We start from the raw sequence: 24700 nt of genomic DNA on the forward strand, positions 1-24700 counted from the left end.
ATGGGGGAACTCTACCTGGTGGGCATGGGCCCCGGGGACCTTCCGGGCCTTACCCAAAGGGCCCGGGAGGCCCTGGAAGGGGCGGAGGTGGTCATCGGCTACAGCACCTACGTGAAGCTCCTGGAGGAGATGGGGCTCCTTAAGGGGAAGGAGGTGGTCAGGAAGGGCATGACCGAGGAACTGGACCGGGCGGAGGAGGCCCTAAATAGGGCCCTTTCCGGCCAAAGGGTGGCCCTGGTCTCGGGGGGGGACCCCGGGGTCTACGGGATGGCGGCCCCCGTCCTGGAGCTCATGGAGGAAAGGGGCCTGAGGCGGGCGGACGGGGGGGTGGGGCTTCCCGGGAGGTTCGCCGGGAAGGAGGGGGAGGTTTTCCTGGCCGTCATCCCCGGGGTCACGGCGGCCAACGCCGTGGCAAGCCTCCTAGGAAGCCCCCTCGCCCACGACACCTGCCTCCTAAGCCTTTCCGACCTCCTCACCCCTTGGCCCCTCATTGAAAGGAGGCTCCACGCCGCAGGCCAGGGGGACTTCGTGGTGGTCCTCTACAACCCTCAAAGCAAAAGGCGGGACTGGCAGCTTTGGAAAAGCGCCGAGATCCTCTTAAACTACCGCCCCAAGGAGACCCCGGCCGCCCTGGTGAAAAGCGCCTACCGGAAGCGGCAGGAGGTGGTCCTCACCACCCTCGAGGGGCTCCTTACCGCCGAAGCGGGGATGCTCACCACCGTGGTCATCGGCAACAGCCAAAGCCGCTTCTACGAGGGGACCTTCCTCACCCCGAGGGGCTACGCCTTGAAGTACGACCTGGACACCAAGGAAGCCCTCCCCGGGGAGACGCCAGGGCTTTCTCTAAGGAGGCGGGATGCCTGAGCTCGGGCCCCTGCGCCCCGAGAGGGTGGCCGTCTACACCCTCACCCTCCCCGGCCTTTCCGTGGCGGAAAGGATCCACAAGGCCCTCCCGGGAAGCACCCTCTACGCCGCCGCCAAGTACCGGGGGCTCCTCGAGGGGGCGGTCTACTTCGCCGAGCCCATCAAGGACCTCCTCCAAAGGACCTGGCCCCTCCACGACGGCCACGTCTTCGTCATGGCCTCGGGGATCGTCCTAAGGGCCATCGCCCCCCTGATCCTGGACAAGCGGGTGGACCCCGCCGTCTTGGTGGTGGACCTAAAAGGGCGCTACTTCGTCCCCCTTCTCGCGGGGCACCTGGGGGGGGCGAACCCCCTCGCCCGCCACCTGGCGGAGGCCCTGGGGGGCGAGGCGGTCCTCACCACGGGGACGGATAGCCTCAACGCCCCCGCCCCCGACCTCCTGGCCAAGGCCCTGGGGGCCAGGGTGCCCGACTGGAAGCCCCTTAAGGAGGTCTCGGCCCTTCTGGTGGACGGGAGGCCCGTGGGGTTTTACTCGGACTGCGTGGACCTGAGTCCCTTAAAGCGCTACCCCATGGTGCGCCTCCTAGAGGCCCCGGAGGCGGAAGGGGTGGAGGGGATGGTCCTCTTCACCGTGCGCAAGCCCTTTCCCCTCCCCGTCCCCGCCTTTTTCGCCCACCCACCCGCCCTGGTCCTGGGGATCGGGTGCAACCGGGGGACCCCCTTGGCGGAGATCCGGCGGGAGGTCTTTGCCTTTTTGGAGGAGGGAGGCTTCGCCCGGGAAAGCCTTCGGGCCCTGGCCACCGCCGAGCTCAAGCGGGACGAGGAAGGGCTTCTCGCCTTCGCCGAGGAAACGGGCCTCCCCTTGCGCTTCTACCCCAAGGAAGTCTTAAACGCCCAAAGGATCCCCAACCCCTCGGAGGCGGTCTTCCGCCACACGGGGCTATGGGGGGTGGCCGAGGCCACCGTATTGGCGGAAGGGGCGAGGCTCCTCGTGGAGAAGACCAAGCGGGGGAACCTCACCCTGGCCCTGGGGGTCCTCCCCTTGGGGATCCCCGAGGAGGCCCTCCCGTGATCCCCAAGCTAGCCCCTTCGGGGCTGATCCTCGCCGCCCACGGCTCCCCAGACCCACGGGCCCAGGCCCTGGCCCAGGGCCTTAGGAAGGGCCTGGAAAGGGTCCTTGGGGTGGAGGTCCTCCTGGGCTTCATAGAGCACCAAAGCCCCACCCTTCTGGAAAGCGCCCTGGAGCTCGGGCGGCGGGGGGGCGGGGTGGTCCTGCCCCTTCTGCTCCTGGGGGCGGGGCACCTCAAGGCGGACCTTCCTTTGGCCCTGGAGGCGGCGCAGGCCCGCTACCCCGAGGCCCATTTCCGCCTCGCCCGCCCCCTCGGCACCCATCCCGCCCTGGTGGACCTCTGGGCGGAAAGGCTTCACCGGCGGGGGGCCACGCCGAAGGACGGAGCGGTCCTGGTCCTAAGGGGGGGCACGGACCCCGGGGCCAACGCGGAAGGGGCGGCCCTCGCCCGGCTCATAGAGGAGAAGGCGGGGCTTCCCGTGGTCCCGGCCTACGCCGCCAAGGCGAGGCCCACCCCCAGGGAGGCCCTTTTGCGCCTCGCCGCCTTGAGGCCCAGGCGGGTCTTCCTCCTTCCCCACCTCTTCTTCCGGGGGGTGGTGGAGGAAAGGCTCAAGGGCCGGGTGGCGGGGCTGGACCTGGAGGTCCTCCCCCCCCTCATGGGCCACCCCGCCCTCCTAAGGGCCCTTTCGGACCGGTACCGGGAGGCCCTGGAAGGGGGGTACGCCCCTTGCGACACCTGCCGCTTCCGCTTCCCCGTAGGCCGCTACGCCCCGAGGCGCGAGGCCCAGATCGCCGGGCTCAGGGCCCTCCGCCACGCCCTCTTCGCCCCGGGCCGCCACCCCCACGGGCCCTTCACCCACCTCCTCCTCTGCACCGGGGAGGACTGCCGGGAGAGGGGGGCCTTGCCCCTCCTTAAGGGCCTCGAGGAGGGCCTTCGGGACCTCAGGCCTTGGGTGCAGCTCACCCCCACCCCCTGCCTTTCCCGCTGCGGGAAGGGCCCCATCCTCCTGGCCTACCCCGAGGGGGTGGTCTACGGGGGGGTGGGCCCGGAGGACGTCCTGCCCTTGCGGAGGGTGCACCTCGAGGGGGGCGAGATCTACCGGCCCAAGCTTTTGGAGGTGATCTAGATGGCATGCCACGAGCTTTCGGCTTTGAGGATCGCTATCGGCGAGCTTTTGGAGAAGGAAGCCCACGACCTGGAGCACGAGCGGGAGGAGCTTCTCCCCGTCCTCGGGAAAAGGCCCGAGCTTAGGCGCCTCACCGAGGCCAAGACCCTCCCCGCCATGGAGGCCGCCCTCAAGGAGGCCCTCCTCCACCTGGAGGAAAGGGCGGCCCAAGCCCCCGAGGAGCCCTACTGGCGGGGGCTTATCCTGGCGGCGGAGGCCATGGAGGGGCGCCTCAGGGCCCTTAAGGCGGAGGCCGAGGCCCTCTACCAGGACCTGGACGCCCTTCACCACAGGCTCCACCGCCTCTTCCCGAGGAGGCGATGAGGGGCAAGGTCTACCTGGTGGGGGCGGGCTTTGGGGGGCCCGAGCACCTCACCCTGAAGGCCCTAAGGGTCCTGGAGGAGGCGGAGGTGGTCCTCCACGACCGCCTGGTCCACCCGGAAGTCCTCGCCCTGGCCAAGGGGGAGCTCGTCCCCGTGGGCAAGGAGGGCTACGGGGAGAAGACCCCCCAGGAGGCCATCACCGAGAGGCTCATCGCCCTGGCCCGGGCAGGCCGCACCGTGGCCCGGCTCAAGGGGGGGGACCCCATGGTCTTCGGCCGCGGGGGGGAGGAGGCCTTGGCCCTCAGGCGGGCGGGCATCCCCTTTGAGGTGGTCCCCGGGGCGACGAGCGCCGTCGGGGCCCTTTCCGCCCTGGGGCTTCCCCTAACCCATAGGGGCCTCGCCCGGAGCTTCGCCGTGGCCACGGGGCACGACCCGAGCCTACCCCTCCCCCAGGCGGACACCCTGGTCCTCCTCATGCCTCTCCACGCCCTGGAGGGGCTTAAGGAGAGGCTTTTGGAGCGGTTTTCCCCGAAGACCCCCCTCGCCCTCCTCGCCCGGGTGGGCTGGCCGGGGGAAGCGGTGCGGCTTGGCCGGGTGGAAGACCTCCCGGGCCTTGGGGCGGGGCTTCCTTCCCCGGCCCTTCTGGTGGTGGGGGAGGTGGTGGGGCTTTATGGCGAACTCCTCCAAAAAGACCGCGGCCTTTAGCGAAGTGGAAAAGGCGGCGGTCTACCGGGCCCTCCTCACCCGTAGGGACATCCGCCACTTCCGGCCCGATCCCATCCCGGAGGAGGTCCTGGAAAGGCTCTACCAAGCGGAAAGGGCTCGGGAGAGGGCCCTTTTCCAAGGGAAAGCCCGGCAGGTTTACGACCGCTTGCGGCTTGAAGGGCTCCTCGAGGCCCCCCTCCACCTCGCCGTCTTCCAAAGGCCCGTCCCAAGAAGCCTGGGCCACCGCGCCATGCCCGAAACCCTCGCCTACTCCGTGGTTCTGGCAGTGGGCAACCTTTGGATCGCCGCCCGGGCCGAGGGGATCGGGATGGGGTGGGTGAGCATTCTGGAACCCGAAGCGGTGGCAAGGCTTCTTGGAGCTCAACCAGACTACCGGCTTCTGGCCTACCTTTGCCTGGGGTACCCCCGCGCCTGGCCGGACGAACCCCTTTTGCAACGGGCGGGTTGGCGCCAAAGAGAACCCCTTTTGCGCTACAGGGAGCGCTTTCCATGAGCCTCCTCCTCGCCCTCCTCCTGGACGCCCTTTGGGGCGAGCCTCCCTCGAGGCTCCATCCCGTGGTCTGGATGGGGCGCTACCTCTCCTGGGCCTGGAAAAGGGTCCGGGGCTTCGGGTCCGGGGCCTTCTACTGGGCCTTGGGGGCCCTTCTCTTCGCCCTTCCCGCCTTCCTCCTGGACCTCCTCCTCAGGCCCTGGGCCTGGGGCTGGGTCCTTTTGGGCCTTTGCCTCAAGCCCCTTTTTAGCCTGAGGATGCTCCTCGCCGAGGTGCTTTCGGTGGAAAGGGCCTGGGGGGAGGATCTGGAGGCCGCCCGGGCCCGCCTTTCCCGGATCGTGAGCCGAAGGACCGAGGACCTCTCCGAGGAGGAGGTGCGGGAGGCGGCCCTGGAAAGCCTTGCGGAAAACCTCTCCGATAGCCTCCTCGCCCCTCTCCTCTACTACGCCCTCTTCGGCCTCGGGGGGGCCGCCCTCTACCGCTACGCCAACACCGCCGACGCCATGTGGGGCTACCCGGAGCACGGGGCCCGGGGGGCCTTCGCCGCCCGGGCGGACGACCTTTTGAACCTGCTTCCGGCAAGGCTTGCGGGCCTTCTCCTCTGCCCACCCGGGCTTTGGGGGAGGCTTTGGCGGGAGGCCCGCAAGACCCCTTCCCCCAACGCCGGCTTCCCTATGGCCGCCCTGGCCCTGAGGCTCGGGGTGCAGCTAAGGAAACGGGGGGCCTACGCCTTAAACCCCCTGGCCCCCTCCCCCCTACCCGCCCATCTCCGGAAGGGGGTTTTGTGGGTGGGCGGTTTGGGGTACGGGGTGGGGCTTCTCCTGGCGGCGGCCACGGGGTTTTGGTAGGCTTGGGAGGTGGAGCGGAGCCGGGACTTCCTGCTCCAGGCCAAGCGGGACCTGGAGCAGGCCAGGCTTTCCCTACGGGAAGGGTTTTTTGAGTGGGCGGCCTTCGCGGCCCAGCAGGCGGCGGAGAAGGCGGTGAAGGCCGTTTTTCAGAGGCTGGGTGCCGTGGCCTGGGGCCACTCGGTGGCAGGGCTTCTGGAAGAGCTTGCCCAAAAGCTTCCTGTGCCTGAGGCCCTGTTGGATGCCGCCAGCGAGCTGGACAAGGCCTACATCCCAAGCCGGTACCCCGATGCGCTACCCGAAGGCGCTCCCTTTGAACGCTACCGGCGGGGCGAGGCCGAGCGCCTCTTGGGACATGCGGAGGCGGTGTATGCCTACTGTGAAGGTGTTCTATCCCAGATGGACGAGGGAGGAACTCCTCCTCCGCCTCGAGGAGGGGCTTAAGGCCCTGGAAAGGGAAATCCCCCTCCTCGAGGCCTGGCTCTTCGGCTCCTGGGCCCGGGGAAGGGCCTCGGTGGGAAGCGACGTGGACCTCCTCCTTCTCTACCGGGGGCCCCGCCGGGAGGACCTCCACCGCCTGGCCCGCAAGGCCTTCCCCGGGCTCCCCCTGGAGCTTCACGCCTACACCGAGGAGGAGGCGGCCCGCCTCGAGGCCGTCCTCGCCCGGATGCGGGAGGGCGCCCTCCGCCTCCGTCCTTAGCCTGGGCCCCACTCGGCCTCCCGCGGCCTCCTTACCATGGGAAGGATGCTGGACGACGTCCTCCGCCCCATCCACGGGGGGCCTGACGGGGGCCCCGAGCCCCTTTGGGATTTCTCCACCAACGCCAACGCCCTGGGGCCCAACCCGGTGATCCTGGAGTACCTGCGAAGGACCGACCCGAGCCGCTACCCGGACCCCCTCTACCGCAAGGTGCGCCGGGCCCTGGCGGAGGCCCACGGGGTGGCCCCGGAGCAGGTGGCGGTGGGCACGGGGACGAGCGAGCTCATCCACCGCCTGGCCCGGTGGAACTACCTCAGAGGGCCCATCCTCCTCCTTCCCCCCACCTTCAGCGAGTACGCCCGGGCCGCCCGGGCCCTGGACCTTCCCCTTTGGGAGGCGGAAAGCCCCGAGGCCTTTTTGAACCTCCTCCCCAAAAGCTCCCTGGCCTTCCTTTGCGTGCCCAACAACCCCACGGGGGAAGTCTTTCCCTTCCTGGAGGAGGCGGCCAACCGGGCGGGCGGGGCCTTGGTCCTGGACCTGGCCTACTACCCCCTGATGGAAAACCCCCCTCCCCTTCCCCAAAAGGCCTTCTGGCTCTATAGCCCCAACAAGGCCCACGGCCTCACCGGGGTGCGGGCGGGGTACCTGGTGGGGCCCGTGGACCTCACCCCCTTCCAGCACCTGGCCCCCTCCTGGCCCGTTTCCGTCCACGGGGAGGCCCTCCTCCTAGGCCACCTGGACCCCGGGGCCCAGGCCTGGCTTGCGGAAAGCAAGGGGGAGCTTTTCCGCCTGAGGCGGCTTTTGGCCCGGGGGCTAAGGGGGCTTGGCCTGGAGGTCCGGGAAAGCCCCGCCAACTTCCTCCTGGTGCGGGTGGAAAGGGCCACGGAGGTGGCCTTGGCCTTAAGGGAGCGGGGCCTAAGGGTGCGGGACTGCACCAGCTTCGGGCTTCGGGAGTGGCTCAGGCTTTCCGCCCAGAAGGAGGAGGCCATAAGGGCCCTCCTCGCCGCCCTGGAGGAGGTCCTTGTAGACTTGGGGCGTGGAGCTTGAGGCCCACCTAAGGGAGGCGGCGCGGCGGCTACGGGAGCTTTGGGCCGTGGAGGTGCGCCTTGCCAAAGGCTAAGGCCCTCATCGTCTGGGGCACGGGAAGCGGGGTGGGGAAAAGCCTCCTGGTGGCGGGGCTTCTCCGCCACTTCCGGCGGCTTGGCCTGAAGGCGGCCCCCTTCAAGGCCCAGAACATGGCCAACCACGCCCGGGTGGTGCAAGGGGGGGAGATCGCCTCCGCCCAGTGGCTCCAGGCCCTGGCCGCCGGGGTGGAGCCCGAGGTGCGCATGAACCCCGTCCTGGTGAAGCCCTTCGGGGAAAGGGGTGCCCAGGTGGTGGTGTGGGGGAAAGTGGACCCCTTCCTCTCCGGGCTTCCCTGGAAGGAAAGGAAGCCCCACCTGGAGGCCCCCATCCGGGAGGCCCTGGAAGGGCTTTTGGCCGAGTGCGAGCTTTTGGTCCTCGAGGGGGCAGGAAGCCCGGTGGAGCGGAACCTCTGGCCCGACCTCCCGAACCTAAAGGTGGCGGAGTGGGCCGACGCCAAAGCCCTCCTGGTGGCGGACGTGGACCAGGGGGGAGCCTTGGGGGCCCTCTACGGCACCTGGGCCCTTTTGGGGGAGCACCGGGGAAGGCTCGTGGGCTTCGCCTTCAACAAGTTCCGGGGGGACCTGGAGCTCCTCAAGCCCGCCTACGGGCTTCTGGAGGGCTGGACGGGCATCCCCGTCCTCGGGACCCTCCCCCTTCTTCCCCTGGAGTTCCCCGAGGAGGACGGCTTCCGCCACCGCCCCAAGGCGGCGGAAGGCCCCAAAGTGGCCCTCCTCCGCTACCCCCACGCCGCCAACCTGGACGAGTTCTGGCCCCTTTCCGAGCTCGCCCGCCTGGTCCACGCCCGAAGCCCCGAGGAGGCGGAAGGTTCAGAACTCCTCCTCCTTCCGGGAAGCCGCCTCCCGGCAAAGGACCTCCCCTGGCTTAAGGCCTTCCTCCCCCTGATCCAAAGGCACCTGGAAAGGGGCAAGCCCGTCCTCGCCGTCTGCGGGGGGGCGGAGATGCTTGGCCAGGCCCTCGAGGACGAAGCCGGGGTGGAGGAAAAGGGGGTCTTCCCCGGCCTTGGCCTCCTCCCCTACCGGGTGCGGATGGCCCCCGAGAAGACCGTGAGAAGGGGGCGGGTGCGCCTTCAGGGGCTTTCGGGGTACTGGGCGAGGTTAAACGGCCTCGAGGTGGAGGGGTACGAGATCCATCACGGCCAGGGCCTTCCCCTCTTCCACCAGGAAGGAGGCCTCCTCGCCACCTGGCTCCACGGCCTTTTGGAAAACCCCGGGGTGCAGCGGGCCCTCTTCGGCCGGGAGGCGAGGGCCCTGGTGGAAAACCTGGACGCCCTGGCGGACGCCCTGGAAGCCCACCTAGACCTAAGGAGTCTCCACCGGGCCTTGGGCCTTGGGGGCAAGGCCTTCCCCGCGGGAAGCCCCAAGGCCCTAGACCCCGCCCCCCCTCCCGGCCTCGTCCTCCTCCTGGGGGGGGCCAAAAGCGGCAAAAGCCGCCTGGCCCAAAGGCTCGCTGGCCCCCACGCCACCCTCATCGCCACCGCCGAGGCCCGGGACGAGGAGATGGCGGAAAGGATCCGCCGCCACCAGGAGGAACGCCCCCCCACCTGGGAGACCCTGGAGGAGCCCTTAGACCTGGCGGAGGCCCTAAAGAAGGCCCGCCACCCCACCGTGGTGGTGGACTGCCTCACCCTCTGGGTGGCCAACCTGATGGAACGGGGCCTAAACCCCTTGGAGGAGGGGAAGCGCTTCCTAAGGGCGGTGGAGGAAAGCGGCAAGCGGGTCATCGCCGTTTCCAACGAGGTGGGGATGGGGATCGTCCCGGCTAGCGCCCTGGCCCGGCGCTACCGGGACCTCCTGGGCCAGGTGAACGCCCTCTTGGCCCAAGAGGCCCGGGAGGCCTACCTCCTAGTGGCGGGGCGGGCCCTTCGGCTTCAGTAGGCCAGAAACCACGAAGCCAGCTTCACCCCACCGCCAAGAGGTTGAGCAAAGCGGCGTAGCCCGCCAGGTGCTCCTCCCTTATGCCCCCATCTTACGAGAACTCCCGGGCAAGCTCCCTAAGCCGCTCGGCGATGCCGGTGTACTCCAGCTCCTCCATGGGGAGCATAGCGGGGCCGAAGAACCCCTGACGGCGCATCTCCTGGGCCTTCTCCACCACCTTGGCCCGCACCGCCTCCCACACGGGGTCGGCGAAGAGGTCCACGGGCTCGGAAAGCCGCCCCTCCTTCAAGGAGAAGGCCAGGCCGCAGACCATGGGCACGCAGAAGAAGGTGGAGGCCGGGGTGTTGGCCTTGACGGGCATCAGGGGCATGTGGTGGCTTCCCCGGGTGTCCCCGGCCACGAAGGGGGCGAGGGCGAAGACGGGCCCGAACTCCTCCGTGGCGGGGAAGATCTTCTGGGTGCGGACGAGGGCCACCGGGTCGTCCTTGCCCACGTAGCGCCCGGCGATGTTCCTAAGGCGGGTGGTGCTCACCACGGCGGCCACCTCCCCGTGCTTCCGGGACCAGATGGAGGCGATGGCGAAGCGGTGGGAGTCGCGAAGCAGCGTGGCGATATCGTAGAGGCGCTCAGGAGCGTCCAGTTCAATGTAGCTATCCCGCTCCGTCTGGGCCAGGTCCATGATGCGGAAGCGGAAGCCGGGCCGAAGCTCCGGGGAAAGGAGAAGCCCCGAGGAGTACATGGGGTCGGCGAAGGCCAGGTAGAGGGGCAGGTTGAAGGCCCCGGGCTCCGTCTTGTCGGCGGCCAGCACCATAAAGGGCTCCGAGGGACGCTCTTCAAACTCCATCTCCGCCACCTGGGGCCCAAGGCCGTGGAGGTTGCCGGTGAAGGCGTCCTTCAAGAGGTCCTGCCCCGCCCCGTAAAGACCCTCCTCCTTGGCTACCGTCGTGCCTTCCCGGAAGGCCTTCCAGGCGAGCCCGTGGACCTCGGGGTGGCCCGGGCCCTGGGTGTGGGAAAGCAGGAGGACGATGTCGTCGCCGATGTGGAAGACATAGGCGTCCAGGAGGAGGCGGCCCACCGCCTCCCGCACCACCTCCTCCACCCGGGCCAGGACCTTGCGGCTTGGCAGGGTGTGCCCACCCACGGAACCGATGTCCGCCTTCAGGACGGAAAGGGTCACCTTCATGCCGGACACCTCCTTTTCCATATTTCCACGAACAAAGCGGCCATGCAACCCTTAGGGCGGGAAAAGAGCCCTTAAAAGCTTGGAACCGGGGAAACAGGCCGGTGTGGTACCATGGGAAGGATGGCCGAGGCCTTCTGTCCCGTCTACGCCGCTTTGAATATCCTCCAGGAGAAGTGGACCCTTCACATCATCCGCGCCCTCCTGGAGGGGCCCAAAGGCTTTAACGAGCTCTCCCGGGCCATCGGCGGCGTCAACCCCGCCACCCTCTCCCAGCGCCTCGAGCACCTGGTGGCCCTAGGGGTGGTGGAGAAGCGGGTGGAGTCCTACATGCCCCCCAGGACCCGCTACAGCCTCACCGAGGCGGGCCGGGAGCTAGAGGCGGTGATCCAGGCGGTGGAGCGCTGGGCCCGCAAGCACCTGAAAGCCCCCGTGGGTTAAGCCCCCAAAGCCTCCCTCCCCGCCACACCAGGTGGTAGGGCCTGGAGTCCTCCCCGGGAAAGTCCTCCCGGAAGTGGGCCCCCCGGCTTTCCTCCCGGGCGAGGGCGGCCTTAAGGAGAAGTCGGGCCAGGAGGAGGTGGGCGGCCTCCACCTGGGGCCTCGAGGCCACCCATCCCTCTTCCAGGGGCAGGGCCTTCCAGGAGGCTGTTGGAGGCCAGGTTCCTGAAGCCAGGCCCTAAGGGCCTCCATGCCTCCCATTGTAAGGAACGGGGGATTCCCCTTCCCCCCTTGGGGCTAGGCTTTGGGAGATGGGAAACCGCCTGAAGGACGCCCGTAGCCCCTACCTCCTGGCCCACGCGGAAGACCCCGTGGACTGGTACCCCTTCGGGGAAGAGGCCTTCCAGAAGGCTAAAGCCGAGGACAAGCCCATCTTTCTCTCCGTGGGCTACCACACCTGCCACTGGTGTCACGTGATGCACCGGGAGTCCTTTAAGGACCCGGAGGTGGCGAGCCTCCTCAACGCCCACTTCGTGGCGGTGAAGGTGGACCGGGAGGAGCGCCCCGATGTGGACGCCGCCTACATGCGGGCCCTGGTGAGCCTCACGGGCCAGGGGGGCTGGCCCATGAGCCTCTTCCTGACCCCTGAGGGCAAGCCCTTCTTCGGGGGGACCTACTTCCCCAAGGAAGACCGGATGGGCCTTCCCGGCTTCAAGCGGGTCCTTTTGGCCGTGGCCGAGGCCTGGCAAAAGAGGCGAAAGGAGGTCCTGGAGGAGGCCGAGCGCCTGGCTCAAGCCCTCTGGCGAAGCCTCACCCCGCCCCCGGGGCCCATCCCCAAAGAGGCCGAGGAGGAGGCTTTGGGCCGCCTCGAGGCCACCTTTGACCCGGAGTGGGGGGGCTTCCTCCCTGCCCCCAAGTTCCCCCAGGGGCCCCTTCTCCTCTACCTCCTCGCCCGGGCCTGGGAGGGGGAAGGGCGGGCGGAAAGACTCCTCTTCCCTACCCTGAAGGCCATGGCCCTGGGCGGGATCTACGACCAGGTGGGCGGGGGGTTCCACCGCTACAGCGTGGACCGCTTCTTTAGGGTCCCCCACTTTGAGAAGATGCTCTACGATAACGCCCTTCTCGCCCGGGTCTACCTGGGGGCCTACCGGCTTTGGGGCGAGCCCCTTTTCCTCCGGGTAGCCCGGGAGACTTTGGACTGGATCCTTTCTCTACAGCACCGGGAAGGAGGGTTTTTCACCGCCTTGGACGCCGAAAGCGAGGAGGAGGAGGGGCGCTACTACACCTGGACCGAGGCCGAGCTTAGAGAGGCCTTGGGGGAGGACTTCCCCCTGGCCCGGCGCTACTTCGCCCTGGGGGAGGACCTAGGGGAAAGGTCCGTCCTCACCGCCTGGGGCGAGGAGGAGGTGCGGAAAGCCCTGGGAGAAGGGTTTTCCACCTGGCGGGAGGGGGTGCGGGCTAGGCTGCAAAAGGCCCGCAGGCTTAGGATGCCCCCCGCCCTGGACGACAAGGTCCTGGCCGACTGGACCGCCCTGGCGGTGCGGGCCTTGGCCGAGGGGGGAAGGCTCCTTGGGGAGGGGCGCTACCTGGAGGCGGCCCGCAAGGGGGCCCATTTCCTCCTCACCGCCATGTACCGGGAAGGCCTTCTCCGGCACGCCTGGCGGGAAAGCCTGGGGGAGGAAGCCTACCTCGCCGACCAGAGCTTCGCCGCCTTGGCCCTTCTGGAACTCTACGCCGCCACCGGGGAGTGGCCCTACCTGGACTGGGCCAGGCGGCTCGCCGAGGCGGGGTGGCGGCTTTTGGAGGAAGGGCCTTCCCTCCCCCTTCCCGCCAAGGAGGTGGAGGAAGGGGCCATCCCCTCGGGGGAAAGCGCCTTGGCCGAGGCTTTGGTGCGGCTTGGGGCGGCCTTCGGCGGGGACTACTGGGAAAGGGCCGAGGCGGTCTTGGCCCAAAGGGCCCTCTGGCTTGGCCGCTACCCCCACGCCCTCCCGGGGGCCCTTTACGCCAAGGCGCTTTTGGAGCGGGGGACGGAGCTCGCCCTGCCCCTCCCCTCTCCTCTCCTCGAGGCCGCAAGAGGGGCCTTCCTTCCCCTCACCCAGCTGGTGGTGGGGCCGAGCGGGGCCCTGCCGGCCCTGGAGGGCCGGGAGCCGGGGAAGGCCTATGTGTGCCGGCGGGGGGTCTGCTTCCTTCCGGTGAAGCGGTGGGAGGAGGTGGAGGCCTTGGTGCGGAAGGGCGTTTAGTGATTTCTTTCACGATTCATCCCGCTTGTGCGCTTCTTCTCCCTTAACCGCTTGACTCCGCCCCCATCTTCGGCTAAGCTACTACCGACCGTTCGGTAAGGAGGCACCCATGCCCGAAGCCTGGATCGTGGAAGCGGTGAGGACCCCCATCGGCAAGCACGGGGGGGCGCTTTCCTCCGTGCGCCCCGATGACCTCTTGGCCCATACCCTCTCGGCCCTCATGGAGCGGGCCGGCGTCCCCAAGGAGGAGGTGGAGGACGTCTACGCGGGCTGCGCCAACCAGGCGGGTGAGGACAACCGCAACGTGGCCCGCATGGCCCTCCTCCTCGCCGGCTTTCCCGTGGAGGTGGCGGGGTGCACCGTGAACCGCCTCTGCGGCTCGGGCCTCGAGGCCGTCGCCCAGGCCGCCCGGGCCATCTGGGCGGGCGAGGGCAAGGTCTACGTGGGAAGCGGGGTGGAGTCCATGTCCCGAGCCCCCTACGCTGTCCCCAAGCCGGAAAAGGGCTTCCCCACCGGGAACCTGGTCATGTACGACACCACCTTGGGCTGGCGCTTCGTCAACCCCAGGATGCAGGCCCTCTACGGCACGGAGAGCATGGGGGAGACCGCCGAGAACCTGGCGGAGATGTACGGGATTCCTCGGGAAGAGCAGGACCGCTTCGCCCTCCTCTCCCACCAAAAAGCGGTGCGGGCCTGGGACGAGGGGAGCTTTCGGGACGAGGTGGTCCCCGTGCCCGTGAAGCGGGGCAAGGAGGAGGCCCTGGTGGAGGTGGACGAGGGCCCGAGGCGGGACACCTCCTTGGAGAAGCTGGCCCAGCTTAGGCCCGTCTTCCGGGAGGGAGGGACGGTGACGGCGGGGAACTCAAGCCCCCTAAACGACGGGGCGGCGGCGGTGCTCCTGGTTTCTGACGACTACGCCAAGGCCCACGGGCTAAAGCCCCTCGCCCGCATCCGGTCCATGGCCGTGGCCGGGGTGCCCCCGAGAATCATGGGGATCGGCCCCGTGCCCGCCACGAGGAAGGCCTTGGAGCGGGCGGGGCTTACCTTGAAGGAGATCGGCCTCATTGAGCTCAACGAGGCCTTTGCCGCCCAGAGCCTCGCCGTGCTTCGGGAATGGGGCCTAGACATGGAAGACCCCCGCCTGAACCCGAACGGCGGGGCCATCGCCTTGGGCCACCCCTTGGGGGCCTCGGGGGCCCGGATCCTCACCACCCTGGTCCACGAGATGCGCCGCAGGAAGGTCCAGTTCGGCCTCGCCACTATGTGCATCGGCGTGGGCCAGGGGATCGCCGTGGTGGTGGAGGGGCTTTAGGGAGGGGGCCAGGGGACCTTCACGTGATATTCTTCACGATTAAACCCGCTCGTGAATAGGATCTCCACACCCGGCCAGGCCTGGCCCAAAAGCCAGAGGTCCCTAGGGTCCACCCGCACCGGCTTGGCGTAGCCCCCGAGGCTCCCCTTGTCGGCGAGGAGGACGAGGGGCCTCCCCGAGGGGGGAACCTGGATACCCCCTAAGGGCGTGGCCTCGGAAAGCCCCTCCCCGCCCGGGACCTCCCCTCCCAAAAGCTCCACCCCCATGCGGTCGGCCCGCACCACCCGGAAAGGCCCCGAGAGAAAGGCCCATAGGGCCTCCCGGCTGAACTGTGGCCCGGGGAGGAGCCTAAGGCGGAAGGCCTCGGGCAGGGGCCTTGGGGCGAAGGAAAGCCCAGGCCGCACCCAGGCCTCCTTCCCAAGGCCCAGGACATCCCCCGCCCTCAAAGGGCGCCCCACCCGGCCCCGGAGGTCGGGGGAGGCGGAGCCCAGGAAGGCTTGGGCCTCGAGGCCCCCCGCCACCGCCAGGTACCCCCGAACCCCCCGGCCCTTGGGGCGGAAGCGGAGGGTTTTGCCCCGGGGCCAGAGGAAGCTTTGCCCTGGGGGGATCTCCTCCCCCTCCAGAAGGGCCACGAAGCCGTAGCCCGCAAAGCCCGCCACCAGGTGGCGGAGAGCGGTGAGAACGGGGCCCTTGTAGGCGAACTCCAAAAGGGGCGCCCCTTTGGGGTTTCCCACCAGGCGGTTGACAAGCCCCGCCGAGTAGGGGTCCAAAGGCCCCGAGCGGGCGAGGCCCAGGTGCCCCGAAAGGAAGCGCCCCCCGTCCACCACCAGGTCCAATAGCCCAGGCTCCTCCACCCGGAAGGCGGGAAGCCTGGAAACCTCGGGGAGAAGCTCCAGGGGACGGGGCTCGGGCGGGGAAGGCCCCTCGGCCTCCAGAAAGCGCACCCGGTCCCCGGGACGGAGGAGGAAGGGCTCTTGGCGGTGGGGGTCGTAGACCGCCACCAAGGCGGTGCCCAGAAGGTGCCACCCCCCGGGGGAAGGCAGGGGGTAGATCCCGGTCTGCGCCCCCGCCATGGCCACGGCGTGGGCGGGAACCCGGGGCCTCGGGTGGGGCTTCCGGGGAAGGCGCAAGGCCTCGTCCACCGGGGCCAGGAAGGGGAACCCCGGGGTGAAGCCCAGGGCGTAAACCCGGTACAGGGGGGCCTGGTGGCGGCGCTTCGCCTCCTCGAGGCTTAGCCCCGTGCGGCGGGCCACCTCGGGGAAGTCTTCCCCGTCGTAGCGGACGGGGATCTCCACCACCCGCCCCTCCCCTTCCCCTTCCGGGGAAAGGCCCCGGAGGAGGCGCAAAAGACGGGGGCGGGGGAGGCGGCGGGGATCGTACTCCAGGTACAAGGTGGCGTAGGCGGGAACCGCCTCCCAAAGCCCAGGGGGCGGGTCCCTTAGGAGGCTTCGGGCCAGGCCTTGGGCCAGGCGGTTCGCCTCCTCGGAAAGCCCCTCGCCGAAGACCAGGTAAAGCCCCTCCACCCCCTCACTCTACCGGGGCCTGGAGGGGCCTGTCCGCAAGCTCCCGGTCGGGGAGGAAGAGAATGGCCAGAAGGGAAAACCCCACGAAGACCGCCGAGAAGAGGAAGATCCTCCGGAGGGCCGCCACGATGCCCTCCATGAGGGCCCCCTTGACCTTGGCCTCTACCGCCTCTATTTCGGCCAGGACCCACCCCGTGGCCTCCTTGAGGGCTTGGGCCTCGGCCTCTCTCAGGCCCTGGCGCACCCCTTCCAAGACCTTAGGGACCTCCTGCTCCAAGCGGGCCTGTACCTGGGCCAGCACCGCTTCCCTAAGGGCCGGAGGGGGCGGGGCCTCAAGGAGGTCCCGAAGCCCTGGGCCCAGGGGGGAGCGCAAAAGGGCCTGCTGGGCTACCCTATCCCCCGCCCAGGCCCGCCTAAGAAGGTCCAAACTCCCCTCCACGAGGCCCCCCGGGAGAAGAAGCCCCTTGAGGCTTTGGGAAAGGGTGGGGTCGGCCAAAAGGGCCTCCCGGGCCTTTTCGTCCCTCAAGAGGGCCTTTTCCACCTGAAGCGCAAGCTGGCGGAAGCGGGCGGGGATGCCCCCCGGGGTCAGGTTTTGCTTGAAGGCTTCGGGCAGGAAGGGGTCCTGGACCAGGGCCTGGTAGGCCGCCTCGTCCCCGGAAAGGGCCTTGGGCAGGAGGTCTTTAAGGCGGGCAAACTCCTGGTCCAGGTCCAGCGCCATCCCCTCCCCCGCCCGGGCCATGGCGGGGGCGCTTCCCCCGGGGAAGGCGGCCTTCAGGTGGTCCGAGAGGCTCCCCGCAAGAAGGGTGCCCAGCAGGGCGATGCCCATGGTGGAGCCGATCTGCCGGGTGAACTGGACCATGCTGGTGCCGCTCCCGATGCGGGCCTTGGGGAGGTCGTTCTGGGCCACGATGTTGAGCACGCTTTGCGCCGGGCCGAGGCCGAAGCCCAGCAGGAAGAAGAGGAGGATGACCAGGTAGAGGGGGGTGGACACCTCCAAAAGAAAGTGAAGGATCAGGAAAAGGGCGAGGAGAAAGAGGGCGCTTCCCGCGAGGATGGCCTTGTACCGCCCGAAGCGGGCCACGAGCTGCCCGCCCCCCAGGCTTCCCAGGATGACCCCCAGGGTGAGGGGGAGGACCGTGACCCCGCTTTGGCTAGCGGAAACCCCCTTCACCACCTGGAGGTAAAGGGGCAGGAAGGCCACGGCCCCGAGGAAAGCGGGCCCGTAAAAGAAGGCCGCCAGGGCGGCTAAGGAGAAGGTGGGAATGCGGAAGACGACGAGGTCAAAGAGAGGATGGGCCACCTTGAGCTCGGCGTAGACCCAGGCGAAAAGGCCCAAAAGGGCGCCCAGAAGAAGCCCCAGGATCACCGGGCTTCCCCAAGGGTAGGTGCTCCCCCCCCAGGAGAAGGCCAGCATCAAAGGCACGGTCCAAAGGACGAGGAGGAAGGCCCCCAGGAAGTCAAAGGGCTCCCTGTGGCCAGGGCGGAGCCTAGGCATGTAGCGCAGGATGAACCAGAGGGCCACCGCCCCCACCGGCATGTTGATGTAGAAGACCCAGCGCCAGGAGAGGTGGTCCGTGAGGAGCCCCCCAAGCCAGGGCCCCACCGCCGAGGAGAGGCCGAAGACCGCCCCGAAAGCCCCCGCAAGCCGCCCCCGCTCCCTGGGGGGGAAAAGGACGGCGATGGTGGTGAGGGCCAGGGCGAAAAGGGCCCCGCCCCCCACCCCCTGGAGGCCCCGGAAGAGGATGAGTTGGGCCATGTTCTGGGAAAGCCCCGAAAGGGCCGAGCCCAGAAGAAATAGCCCCACCGCCCAAAGGAGGATGCTCTTGCGGGAGAAGAGTTCCGTCAAGCGGCCAAAGATGGGGGCCGAGACGGTGGAGGTGAGGAGGTAACTGGTGGTGACCCAGACGTAGTACTCCGCCCCCTTAAGCTCCCCCACGATGCGGGGCATGGCGGTGGAGACGATAGTTTGGTCCAAGGCCGCAAGGAACATCCCCAGGAAGATGCCCACCATGGTATAGCGCACTTCCTGGGGCGTGGGGTTGGTGTGGGATCCAGGGTTCATATTTCCTCCATCTTTTCCAAGAGTCTGAGAAGCTCTTGGGCCTCCTCCGGCTTAAGCCGGGCGAGGCGCTTCCTAAGGGCCTCCTCCATGAAGCCCTCGGCCCGGGCCAAGGCCTCCTCCCCCTTGGGGGTTAGGCGGAAGGTGAAGCGGCGGAGGTCCTTTTCGTCCAAGGAGCGCTCCAGGAAACCTTGCCCCTCGAGGCGGCGGAGCATGTGGCTAATGGTGGGAAGGGGAAGGCCCATGCGCCGGGCGGCCTCCGAGGGGTAAGGGTGGAGCTTTAGGACCCGGAGGAGCCAGGCCTCGAGGCCGCCAAGCCCAATGTCCGAAAGGCCCCGCTCCGCCTCCTCCCGCAGGGCCCGTTGCAAGCGCCAGATCCGGCCCAGGACCTCAAAGACCATGGGGGAAGATTATTTCAAAAGAAAGTATTTGAGTGTGTACTAAACCACCTTGACCCACCCCACCCGCCCCGGATAGCCTCGGGGAGGAGGCGAAGCATGAAAAGCCTGTTCTACAGCCAGGGCGAGGACCATTACGCTTTAGACCCGGACCTAAAGGCGATTTTGGACACCTTTGCCCCGGGCCTGCCCCAGGAAGAGCTTTCCGCCTTCGGGCGGCTCGTGGGGGAGGAGGTCCTGGAGGTGGCCCACCACGTGGACCAGTTCTCCCCACCCCACCTCCTGATGCACGACCTGGACGGGAACCGCATAGACCAAGCCCTCCTCTCCCCCGCCCAAAGGGCCCTTCTGGAAAAGCTCCGCCCCATGATCCGCCCCGCCTACGAGGGCCGGGGCTGGCCCCTGCACTACGCCTTGGGCTACCTCCTGGCGGACGGGGGGCTTTACTGCATCCTCACCATCACCCACCAGGTGGCCTACGCCCTCCACAAGTACGCCCCGGAATGGGAGGGGGTCAAGCGGGAACTCCTCTACGGCAAGGCCTTCGGGGCCACTTGGATGACGGAGATCCAAGGGGGGAGCGACCTGGGGGCGAACCGCACCCTGGCCCGGAAGGAGGGGGAGGCCTACCGCCTCTACGGAGGGGACAAGTACTTCGCCTCGGGAGCGGGGCTTGCGGACTGGGCCATCGTCACCGCCAGGCCGGAAGGGGCCCCTTCGGGTCCCAAGGGGCTTGCCCTCTTCCTCCTCCCCCGCAGGGTGGAGGGGAAGCTGAACTACAGGGTGCGCCGCTTCAAGGAGAAGCTCGCCACCCGGGCCGTGCCCTCGGGGGAGGTGGAGCTTGAGGGAAGCCTGGCCTATCTCATCGGCAAGCCCGAGGAAGGGATCTACTACACCCTGGAAAACCTCACGGTAAGCCGCCTGGCCAACGCCGTGGCCGCCATGGGCCTGGCCAAGAAGGCCCACCTGGAGGTCCTCTTCCGGGTAGGCCGCCGCACCGCCTTCGGCAAGCCTCTAAGGGAGCACCCCCTGGTACAGCGGGACCTTCTGGAGATGCGCCTAAGGCAGGTGGGGGGGACGGCCCTCGCCTTCCTGGCGGTGGCCGCCTTTGACCGGGCCTGGGAGGAAAGACCCCCTTATGGCCCCCACTACCACCTGGCCCGGCTTCTTTCTCACCTGGCCAAGGGGCGCACCGCCGAGCACGGCACCCAGATCACCGCCCTCGCCATGGAGCTTTTCGGGGGGTTGGGCTTTCTGGAGGACTACGGGGTGGCCCGCTTCCACCGGGAGGCCCTTATCACCCCCATCTGGGAGGGGCCGGCCAACATCCAGGCCCTGGACATGGCGGAGGCCATCGCCAAGAAGCGGGCCCACGAACCCCTTTTGGATATGCTCCGGGAAAGCCCCGAAGCCCGGGCGGCGGAAAGCGCCCTAAAACGCCTGGCGGAGGAAGGCCCCTGGTACGCCAAGGAGGCCTTGCGGCGCCTAGCGGACGCCGTGGCCGTCCACGCCCTAAAGCGGGTAGGGGCCGAGCCCTTCCCCGAGCTCGCCCGGCTTTACGGGAAGGCCTTTCTGGAAGGGGAAAGCCTTCCTCCCCAAGCGGCCCGGCCCGCCCTTTACGATCCCTGGTGGCGCCTTTAGGGGGCTTCAGGAACCCGAGGCGGGGCGCACCTCCAAGGCCCTCAGGCGGTTCACCGCCGCCCCCAGCTCCAAGGGGCGCACCGCGGAAAGCTCCGGGGCCTCCCCCAGGCGGAAGAGGTCCTCGGCCTCTACCACCCTTTCCACCAGGGCCCGGAGGGGGGTTTTCCCGTCCGCCAGGGAGAGAAGCCTTTGGAAAAAGGCCCCGATGGCCCGCACCTGGCCCTCCTCAAAAAGGTCCAGGGCGGAGAGGTCCACCACCCCCTCCCCGTAGACCAGCTCCCGCAGGCCCCGGCCCTTCACCTTGGCCTTCCGGCCCCGCCGGGGGTCAAAGCTTTCGGGCAAGGGGGCTCGAGGGCGCACCCTCAAGGGGTAGCGGGGCTCGCCGAAGGCGCGGCCCGTGGGGCGGGCCTCGGCGATGGCCCGGGCCTCCGCCGTCACCTCAAAGGGCCTGTACTCCTCCATGAGGACCACGGTGTCGGCGAGCTCCAGGTAGTCCCCCACGCCCCCCACCACCAGGACCAGGCTCACGCCCTGCGCCTTGAAGTCCTGGACCCTGTCCAGAAGGGGGGTGAGGGTCTCCCGCTTCACCAGGGCCTGCATGCGAGCGTCCCGCACCAAAAGGTTGGTGGCCGAGGTGTCCTCGTCCAAGAGGAGGACCCGGGCGCCGAGTTCCAGGGCCTCGAGGATGGCCGCCGCCAGGCTTGTGGAGCCGGAGGCGTCCTCGGTGGAGAAGAAAGCCGTGTCCTGGCCCAAGGGGAGGTCGTGGACGAAGGGCCTGAGGTCCACGCCCTTCACGCTCCTTCCGTCCTCGGACTGGACCCTTTGGGCGAGGGAATCGGTCACCACCCACTCCCGGCCGTCCCCGGGCGCGTGGGGGAAGACCCCGTGGACCAAGGCCTCGAGGAGGGTGGTCTTCCCGTGGAACCCGCCCCCCGTGATGAGGGTGAGGCCCTGGGGAAGCCCCATGCCCAAGACCTCCCCGGCGTGGGGCACAGGGAAGGCGACCCTTAGGGAAGGCGGGCTCTGAAAGGGAATGGCCCCTTGGAGGGGTCTTTGGCTCACCCCGCTTTCCCGGGGGAGGATCGCCCCCTCCCCCACAAAAGCCACCAGGCCCCGCTCGGGAAGCCTTTCCTGGATGTAGGCGAAGTCCTCCGCCTGGTGGACGTGAGCGAGGAGAGCCTTTAGGTCCAGCTCGGCGAGGAAGCCCCGGAGGTGCTGGGCGAGGGCTCGGAAAAGCCTTTCCGCCTCCTTGCCCAGGATGCGCCGCCCCTGGGCGGGAAGCCCCAGGCGAAAGCGCAGGAAAAGCCCGGAGGGCCCTAGATGAGCCCCCGCCCGTTTCAGGATCTTGGGGCTTTCCACCTCCACCGAGACCCTCCCCGAGTGGCCCATCCCCCCCACCCGGGGAAGGTCCCGGAACCGGGCCTTGAGGCTTCGGAGGAGAAAGTCCTCCACCGCCACCTTGCCCAAAGGGTGGGCGTAGACCCTAAGTCTCCCCAGGGCCTCCTTGGGGTAGCGAACCTCCAGGATTGAGGGGCTGGCAAAGGGGTCCCCCTGGACGTGGACGAAGGCCAGGTCAAACCCCTCCCCCCGCCAGACCCCCTTGAGGTCCTTGTAGGCGGGGTAGGGGCGGCCGTCCAGGCTCCGGAGAAAGGCGAAGAGGTCCTCCAGCGTGCGCACGGGAGGGCATTTTACCCCAGGGAGGGCTTGACGCCAAGTGAAAATGAGTTATCGTTATAGCTATGAAGCGGTGGATCCTAGGCCTCCTCCTCCTCGGCCCCGCCCTGGCCCAGATCCAGGTGGCCGCCACCACCCCCATCCTCCAGGACCTGGTGCGGGCGGTGGGCGGGGAGCGGGTGCGGGCGGTGGGGGTGGTCCCCCCGGGGGCCGACCCCCACACCTTTGAGCCCACCCCCGCCGTGGCCAAGGCCCTGAGCCAAAGCCGCCTCCTCTTCGCCAACGGGCTGGGCCTCGAGCCCTTCCTCCCCAAGCTGCGAAACCTCCTGCCCAAGGGAAGCCGGGTGGTCCTTTTGGGCGAAGGCCAGCCGGGGCTCATCTGCCCCGAGGAGCACCACGAAGAAGCCCATGGCCACGGCCCCTGCGATCCCCACCTCTGGCTGGACCCCACCTACGCCCTCCGCTACGCGGAAAGGATCGCCCAGGAGCTTGCCCGCTTAGACCCCCAGGGAAAGGCCCACTACCAGGCCAACCTCCGCCGCTTCCGGGAGGAGGTGGAAAAGCGGGACCGGGCCTTCCAGGCCTGCGGGCTTAAGGGGGTGAAGGTGGTGGTCCAGCACGACGCTTTCCGCTACTTCGCCCGCCGCTACGGCCTTAAGGTGGTGGGGGTCTTAAGCCAAAGCGGGGCCCAGGAGGTAGGAAGCCGAAGCTTCCTCGCCCTCGTGGAAAGGGCCAGGAAAGAGGGGGTGAAACTCCTTCTGGCCGAGCCCCAGTTCCAGGGAACCGCCCTAAAGGCCTTGGCCGAGGCCCTTGGAGCCCGGGTGGCGGTGCTCTACACCGACACCCTGGACGCCAAGGTACCTAGCTACCTGGCCCTTTTGGACCACAACCGGAAGGCTCTTTGTCCATAATAGGGACATGGGCTACCAGGAAGTCTTCGGCACCCTGCCCGAGGCCAGCGCCAAGGCCCCGGGCCGGGTGAACCTCTTGGGCGAGCACACCGACTACCAGGAAGGCTACGTCCTCCCCACCCCCCTCCCCTACCTCACCCAGGTGGAGGCGGGGCGGGCCGAGGGCAAGGTGGAGGCCTATAGCGAAACCTTAAAGGAGCTGAGGGCCCGCCCCTTGGAAAGCCCGCCCCAGGGGGACTTCCTGGACTACCTCCTGGGGGTGGTGCGGGCGCTCCAGGAGGCGGGGCACAAGGTGCCGGGGGCCCGCTTCTACATCAAAAGCCAAGTCCCCATGGGCGCCGGGCTATCCAGCTCCGCCGCCCTCGAGGTGGCGGCCCTAAAGGCCCTAAGGGCCCTTTACCGCCTGCCCCTAAGCGACCTGGAGGTGGCCCTCCTGGCCCAGAAGGCCGAGGTGGAATACGTGGGGGTGCGGTGCGGGATCATGGACCAGATGGCGGCAAGCCTCGGGGAGGTGGGGAAGGCCCTCTTCCTGGACACCCGCACCCTGGCCCACGAGAACCTGCCCCTGCCCCCGGGAAGCCGGGTGGTGGTCCTGGACCTGGGCCTAAAGCGCCGCCTGGCGGAGGCCGGGTACAACGAGCGCCGCCAGGAGGCGGAGGAAGCGGCAAGGCGCCTTGGGGTCAGGACCTTAAGGGACGTGGCGGACCTCTGTCTGGTGGAAAGCCTCCCCCCGCCCTTGGACCGGAGGGCCCGGCACATCGTGGGCGAGAACCTCCGGGTCCTAAAGGGGGTGGAGGCCTTGAGACGGGGGGACGCCCGGGCCTTCGGCGAGCTCATGGTCCAAAGCCACCGCTCCCTGGCCCGGGACTACGAGGTGAGCCTGCCGGAGCTGGACCTCCTGGTGGAGGAGGCCCTGAAGGCGGGGGCCTACGGGGCCAAGCTCACGGGGGCGGGGTTTGGCGGGGCGGTGGTGGCTCTGGTACCGGAAGGGCACTACCCCGCCTTCCAGAAGGCCCTGAAGGAGCGGTTTCCCGGCCTCCGCCTCCTCTAGCCGACAAAGGCGAAGGTCTCGTAGCCCAGCTCCGCCACGGCGAACCAGCGGTACACCTCTTGGCGGAAGCGCCAGTAGGCGGTGTAGACCCTTTTGTAGGTAGCGTCCTTGGCGGCCTGCTCCTCGTAGAGGGCCTGGGCCTCCTCCAAGGCCTTCTTCATGACCTCGGCCGGCCACTTCCGGAGGCGCACGCCCGCCTTCACGAGGCGCTCTAGGGCCGGGGGGTTTTGGGCGTCGTACTTGGCCATCATGGTGAGGTTCACCTCGGCGGCGGCCACCTGGAAGGCCTCCTGAAACTCCTTGGGAAGCCTTTTCCACTCCCTTTGGGCCACCAGGAAGGAAAGCTGGGCGGAAGGCTCCCAGAAGGAGGGGTAGTAGTAGTAGCGGGCCACCTTGTAAAAGCCCAGCTTCTCGTCGTCGTAGGGGCCGGAAAACTCCGTGGCGTCCAGAGCGCCCCGCTCCAAGGCGGGGTAGATGTCCCCGGCGGCCAGGGTCTGGGGCACCACCCCAAGCCGCCCCATGACGAGCCCCCCGAGGCCCGGGATGCGCATCCTGAGGCCCTTCAGGTCGGCCAGGGTCCGGACCTCCCTGCGGAACCACCCCCCCATCTGGGCCCCGGTGTTCCCCCCCGGGAACTGGAGGACGCCGAAGTCGGCGTAGACCTGGCGCAGAAGCTCAAGCCCCCCGCCAAAGAGCATCCAGGCGTTGTGCTGCCGGTAGGTCATGCCGAAGGGCACGCCCCCGTCAAAGGCCAGGGCGGGGTTTTTCCCCACGTAGAAGGGCCCGTAGGTGTGCCCCGCCTCCACGGTGCCCTGCTGCACCGCATCCAGCACCTGCCCCCCGGGCACGATCTCCCCCGCCTGGTAGACCCGGATCTGGAAGCGCCCGCCCGTGAGCTCCAAGACCCTGCGGGCCAGGTCCTCGGCCCCGCCATAGAGGGTGTCCAGGCTCTTGGGGTAGCTGGAGACGAGGCGCCAGCGCACCTGGGGCGTGGCCTGGGCGAAGGCGGTGTAGGTGAGGCTTGTCGCAAGGCCCACGCCCATCCGCTTCAGGAAGCTCCGCCGCTCCAT

Annotated in this window: 24 protein-coding genes; 17 read left to right on the forward strand and 7 right to left on the reverse strand. The window is 68.7% G+C overall.

Translation table 11 applies throughout. From position 1 onward, the window contains the following. From cobJ to IEX93_RS01735, 11 genes are read left to right on the forward strand one after another with little or no spacing between them, the layout of a single operon-like run. Window positions 1-864: a precorrin-3B C(17)-methyltransferase gene (gene cobJ / locus IEX93_RS01685; RefSeq protein WP_188845773.1), complete on the forward strand. Its 864-nt coding sequence runs from the start codon at window positions 1-3 to the stop codon at window positions 862-864. After that, on the forward strand, window positions 857-1936 hold the full coding sequence (locus IEX93_RS01690) for a cobalt-precorrin 5A hydrolase (protein ID WP_188845775.1): 1080 nt from the start codon (window positions 857-859) through the stop codon (window positions 1934-1936). Before cobJ ends, IEX93_RS01690 begins: the two co-directional genes overlap by 8 nt. Continuing rightward, window positions 1933-3060, forward strand: coding sequence for a CbiX/SirB N-terminal domain-containing protein (locus IEX93_RS01695; protein ID WP_229906071.1), 1128 nt, complete (start codon window positions 1933-1935; stop codon window positions 3058-3060). The genes IEX93_RS01690 and IEX93_RS01695 overlap by 4 nt, the downstream gene beginning before the upstream one ends. Continuing rightward, a complete protein-coding gene (locus IEX93_RS01700; RefSeq protein ID WP_188845776.1) occupies window positions 3061-3423 on the forward strand; it encodes a DUF3209 family protein in 363 nt (120 codons plus the stop codon). After that, entirely contained in the window at window positions 3420-4127 is a 708-nt protein-coding gene (cobA, locus tag IEX93_RS01705; protein WP_188845778.1) for a uroporphyrinogen-III C-methyltransferase, read from the forward strand. Before IEX93_RS01700 ends, cobA begins: the two co-directional genes overlap by 4 nt. Then, window positions 4093-4641 (forward strand): 5,6-dimethylbenzimidazole synthase, encoded by a 549-nt coding sequence (bluB, locus tag IEX93_RS01710; protein ID WP_188845786.1) that lies wholly within the window; start codon window positions 4093-4095, stop codon window positions 4639-4641. Before cobA ends, bluB begins: the two co-directional genes overlap by 35 nt. After that, window positions 4638-5486: an adenosylcobinamide-phosphate synthase CbiB gene (gene cbiB, locus IEX93_RS01715; protein WP_188845788.1), complete on the forward strand. Its 849-nt coding sequence runs from the start codon at window positions 4638-4640 to the stop codon at window positions 5484-5486. The genes bluB and cbiB overlap by 4 nt, the downstream gene beginning before the upstream one ends. 9 nt (window positions 5487-5495) lie before the next feature. Then, window positions 5496-5927, forward strand: a complete 432-nt coding sequence (locus IEX93_RS01720; RefSeq protein ID WP_188845790.1) for a HEPN domain-containing protein — start codon at window positions 5496-5498, stop codon at window positions 5925-5927. Further along, window positions 5854-6183: a nucleotidyltransferase domain-containing protein gene (locus tag IEX93_RS01725; RefSeq protein WP_188845792.1), complete on the forward strand. Its 330-nt coding sequence runs from the start codon at window positions 5854-5856 to the stop codon at window positions 6181-6183. The genes IEX93_RS01720 and IEX93_RS01725 overlap by 74 nt, the downstream gene beginning before the upstream one ends. Window positions 6184-6228: 45 nt before the next feature. Further along, complete coding sequence (locus tag IEX93_RS01730) at window positions 6229-7230, forward strand: pyridoxal phosphate-dependent aminotransferase (protein WP_188845794.1); 1002 nt, start codon at window positions 6229-6231, stop codon at window positions 7228-7230. 59 nt (window positions 7231-7289) lie between these two features. Then, entirely contained in the window at window positions 7290-9203 is a 1914-nt protein-coding gene (locus tag IEX93_RS01735; RefSeq protein ID WP_188845796.1) for a cobyric acid synthase, read from the forward strand. A gap of 91 nt (window positions 9204-9294) precedes the next feature. On the opposite strand, the gene fbp is transcribed toward IEX93_RS01735, so the two are convergent. Beyond that, window positions 9295-10386, reverse strand: coding sequence for a fructose-1,6-bisphosphate aldolase/phosphatase (fbp, locus tag IEX93_RS01740; RefSeq protein WP_188845798.1), 1092 nt, complete (start codon window positions 10384-10386; stop codon window positions 9295-9297). A gap of 120 nt (window positions 10387-10506) precedes the next feature. Between fbp and IEX93_RS01745 the strand changes: the two genes are divergently transcribed. Beyond that, complete coding sequence (locus IEX93_RS01745) at window positions 10507-10824, forward strand: winged helix-turn-helix transcriptional regulator (protein ID WP_188845800.1); 318 nt, start codon at window positions 10507-10509, stop codon at window positions 10822-10824. Here IEX93_RS01745 and IEX93_RS01750 read toward each other — a convergent pair. After that, a complete protein-coding gene (locus tag IEX93_RS01750; RefSeq protein ID WP_308789420.1) occupies window positions 10739-10993 on the reverse strand; it encodes a hypothetical protein in 255 nt (84 codons plus the stop codon). The genes IEX93_RS01745 and IEX93_RS01750 overlap by 86 nt on opposite strands. A 139-nt stretch (window positions 10994-11132) precedes the next feature. On the opposite strand from IEX93_RS01750, the gene IEX93_RS01755 reads away from it, so the two are divergent. Both IEX93_RS01755 and IEX93_RS01760 read left to right on the forward strand, forming a co-directional pair. Continuing rightward, window positions 11133-13061, forward strand: a complete 1929-nt coding sequence (locus IEX93_RS01755) for a thioredoxin domain-containing protein (protein ID WP_188845803.1) — start codon at window positions 11133-11135, stop codon at window positions 13059-13061. A 109-nt stretch (window positions 13062-13170) separates the two neighbouring features. Next, the gene (locus tag IEX93_RS01760; protein WP_188845805.1) at window positions 13171-14373 is read left to right on the forward strand and encodes a thiolase family protein; all 1203 of its coding nucleotides are present in this window, start codon (window positions 13171-13173) and stop codon (window positions 14371-14373) included. Here the strand turns inward: IEX93_RS01760 and pxpB are convergent. Genes pxpB through IEX93_RS01775 form a run of 3 tightly spaced genes read right to left on the reverse strand, consistent with a single transcriptional unit; the run spans window position 14370 to window position 18356 of the window. Beyond that, on the reverse strand, window positions 14370-15896 hold the full coding sequence (gene pxpB / locus IEX93_RS01765) for a 5-oxoprolinase subunit PxpB (RefSeq protein WP_188845812.1): 1527 nt from the start codon (window positions 15894-15896) through the stop codon (window positions 14370-14372). The genes IEX93_RS01760 and pxpB overlap by 4 nt on opposite strands. A 4-nt stretch (window positions 15897-15900) precedes the next feature. Next, complete coding sequence (locus tag IEX93_RS01770) at window positions 15901-17958, reverse strand: MDR family MFS transporter (RefSeq protein WP_188845814.1); 2058 nt, start codon at window positions 17956-17958, stop codon at window positions 15901-15903. Beyond that, window positions 17955-18356, reverse strand: coding sequence for a MarR family winged helix-turn-helix transcriptional regulator (locus IEX93_RS01775; protein WP_188845816.1), 402 nt, complete (start codon window positions 18354-18356; stop codon window positions 17955-17957). Before IEX93_RS01775 ends, IEX93_RS01770 begins: the two co-directional genes overlap by 4 nt. Window positions 18357-18452: 96 nt before the next feature. Between IEX93_RS01775 and IEX93_RS01780 the strand changes: the two genes are divergently transcribed. Continuing rightward, the gene (locus IEX93_RS01780) at window positions 18453-19994 is read left to right on the forward strand and encodes an acyl-CoA dehydrogenase family protein (protein ID WP_188845818.1); all 1542 of its coding nucleotides are present in this window, start codon (window positions 18453-18455) and stop codon (window positions 19992-19994) included. A 6-nt stretch (window positions 19995-20000) separates the two neighbouring features. On the opposite strand, the gene IEX93_RS01785 is transcribed toward IEX93_RS01780, so the two are convergent. Beyond that, window positions 20001-21671, reverse strand: coding sequence for an ABC-ATPase domain-containing protein (locus tag IEX93_RS01785; protein WP_188845820.1), 1671 nt, complete (start codon window positions 21669-21671; stop codon window positions 20001-20003). Window positions 21672-21733: 62 nt separating this feature from the next. Between IEX93_RS01785 and IEX93_RS01790 the strand changes: the two genes are divergently transcribed. Both IEX93_RS01790 and galK read left to right on the forward strand, forming a co-directional pair. Next, window positions 21734-22579 (forward strand): metal ABC transporter substrate-binding protein, encoded by an 846-nt coding sequence (locus tag IEX93_RS01790; RefSeq protein WP_188845822.1) that lies wholly within the window; start codon window positions 21734-21736, stop codon window positions 22577-22579. A gap of 7 nt (window positions 22580-22586) precedes the next feature. After that, entirely contained in the window at window positions 22587-23630 is a 1044-nt protein-coding gene (galK, locus tag IEX93_RS01795) for a galactokinase (RefSeq protein WP_188845824.1), read from the forward strand. Here galK and IEX93_RS01800 read toward each other — a convergent pair. Beyond that, entirely contained in the window at window positions 23627-24700 is a 1074-nt protein-coding gene (locus IEX93_RS01800; protein WP_188845826.1) for a TRAP transporter substrate-binding protein, read from the reverse strand. The two genes, galK and IEX93_RS01800, sit on opposite strands and share 4 nt — an antisense overlap.

Origin of the sequence: Thermus composti (assembly GCF_014647535.1) — a bacterium.
Lineage (GTDB): Bacteria > Deinococcota > Deinococci > Deinococcales > Thermaceae > Thermus > Thermus composti.

Coding starts and splice junctions, on each gene's coding strand:
- cobA (WP_188845778.1), top strand. CDS start 3,420: ATGAGGGGCAAGGTCTACCTGGTGGGGGCGGGCTTTGGGGGGCCCGAG.
- IEX93_RS01770 (WP_188845814.1), bottom strand. CDS start 17,958: ATGAACCCTGGATCCCACACCAACCCCACGCCCCAGGAAGTGCGCTAT.
- IEX93_RS01700 (WP_188845776.1), top strand. CDS start 3,061: ATGGCATGCCACGAGCTTTCGGCTTTGAGGATCGCTATCGGCGAGCTT.
- IEX93_RS01790 (WP_188845822.1), top strand. CDS start 21,734: ATGAAGCGGTGGATCCTAGGCCTCCTCCTCCTCGGCCCCGCCCTGGCC.
- IEX93_RS01725 (WP_188845792.1), top strand. CDS start 5,854: ATGCCTACTGTGAAGGTGTTCTATCCCAGATGGACGAGGGAGGAACTC.
- fbp (WP_188845798.1), bottom strand. CDS start 10,386: ATGAAGGTGACCCTTTCCGTCCTGAAGGCGGACATCGGTTCCGTGGGT.
- IEX93_RS01760 (WP_188845805.1), top strand. CDS start 13,171: ATGCCCGAAGCCTGGATCGTGGAAGCGGTGAGGACCCCCATCGGCAAG.
- cobJ (WP_188845773.1), top strand. CDS start 1: ATGGGGGAACTCTACCTGGTGGGCATGGGCCCCGGGGACCTTCCGGGC.
- bluB (WP_188845786.1), top strand. CDS start 4,093: ATGGCGAACTCCTCCAAAAAGACCGCGGCCTTTAGCGAAGTGGAAAAG.
- IEX93_RS01730 (WP_188845794.1), top strand. CDS start 6,229: ATGCTGGACGACGTCCTCCGCCCCATCCACGGGGGGCCTGACGGGGGC.
- IEX93_RS01775 (WP_188845816.1), bottom strand. CDS start 18,356: ATGGTCTTTGAGGTCCTGGGCCGGATCTGGCGCTTGCAACGGGCCCTG.
- IEX93_RS01780 (WP_188845818.1), top strand. CDS start 18,453: ATGAAAAGCCTGTTCTACAGCCAGGGCGAGGACCATTACGCTTTAGAC.
- IEX93_RS01690 (WP_188845775.1), top strand. CDS start 857: ATGCCTGAGCTCGGGCCCCTGCGCCCCGAGAGGGTGGCCGTCTACACC.
- IEX93_RS01745 (WP_188845800.1), top strand. CDS start 10,507: ATGGCCGAGGCCTTCTGTCCCGTCTACGCCGCTTTGAATATCCTCCAG.
- IEX93_RS01755 (WP_188845803.1), top strand. CDS start 11,133: ATGGGAAACCGCCTGAAGGACGCCCGTAGCCCCTACCTCCTGGCCCAC.
- cbiB (WP_188845788.1), top strand. CDS start 4,638: ATGAGCCTCCTCCTCGCCCTCCTCCTGGACGCCCTTTGGGGCGAGCCT.
- galK (WP_188845824.1), top strand. CDS start 22,587: ATGGGCTACCAGGAAGTCTTCGGCACCCTGCCCGAGGCCAGCGCCAAG.
- IEX93_RS01800 (WP_188845826.1), bottom strand. CDS start 24,700: ATGGAGCGGCGGAGCTTCCTGAAGCGGATGGGCGTGGGCCTTGCGACA.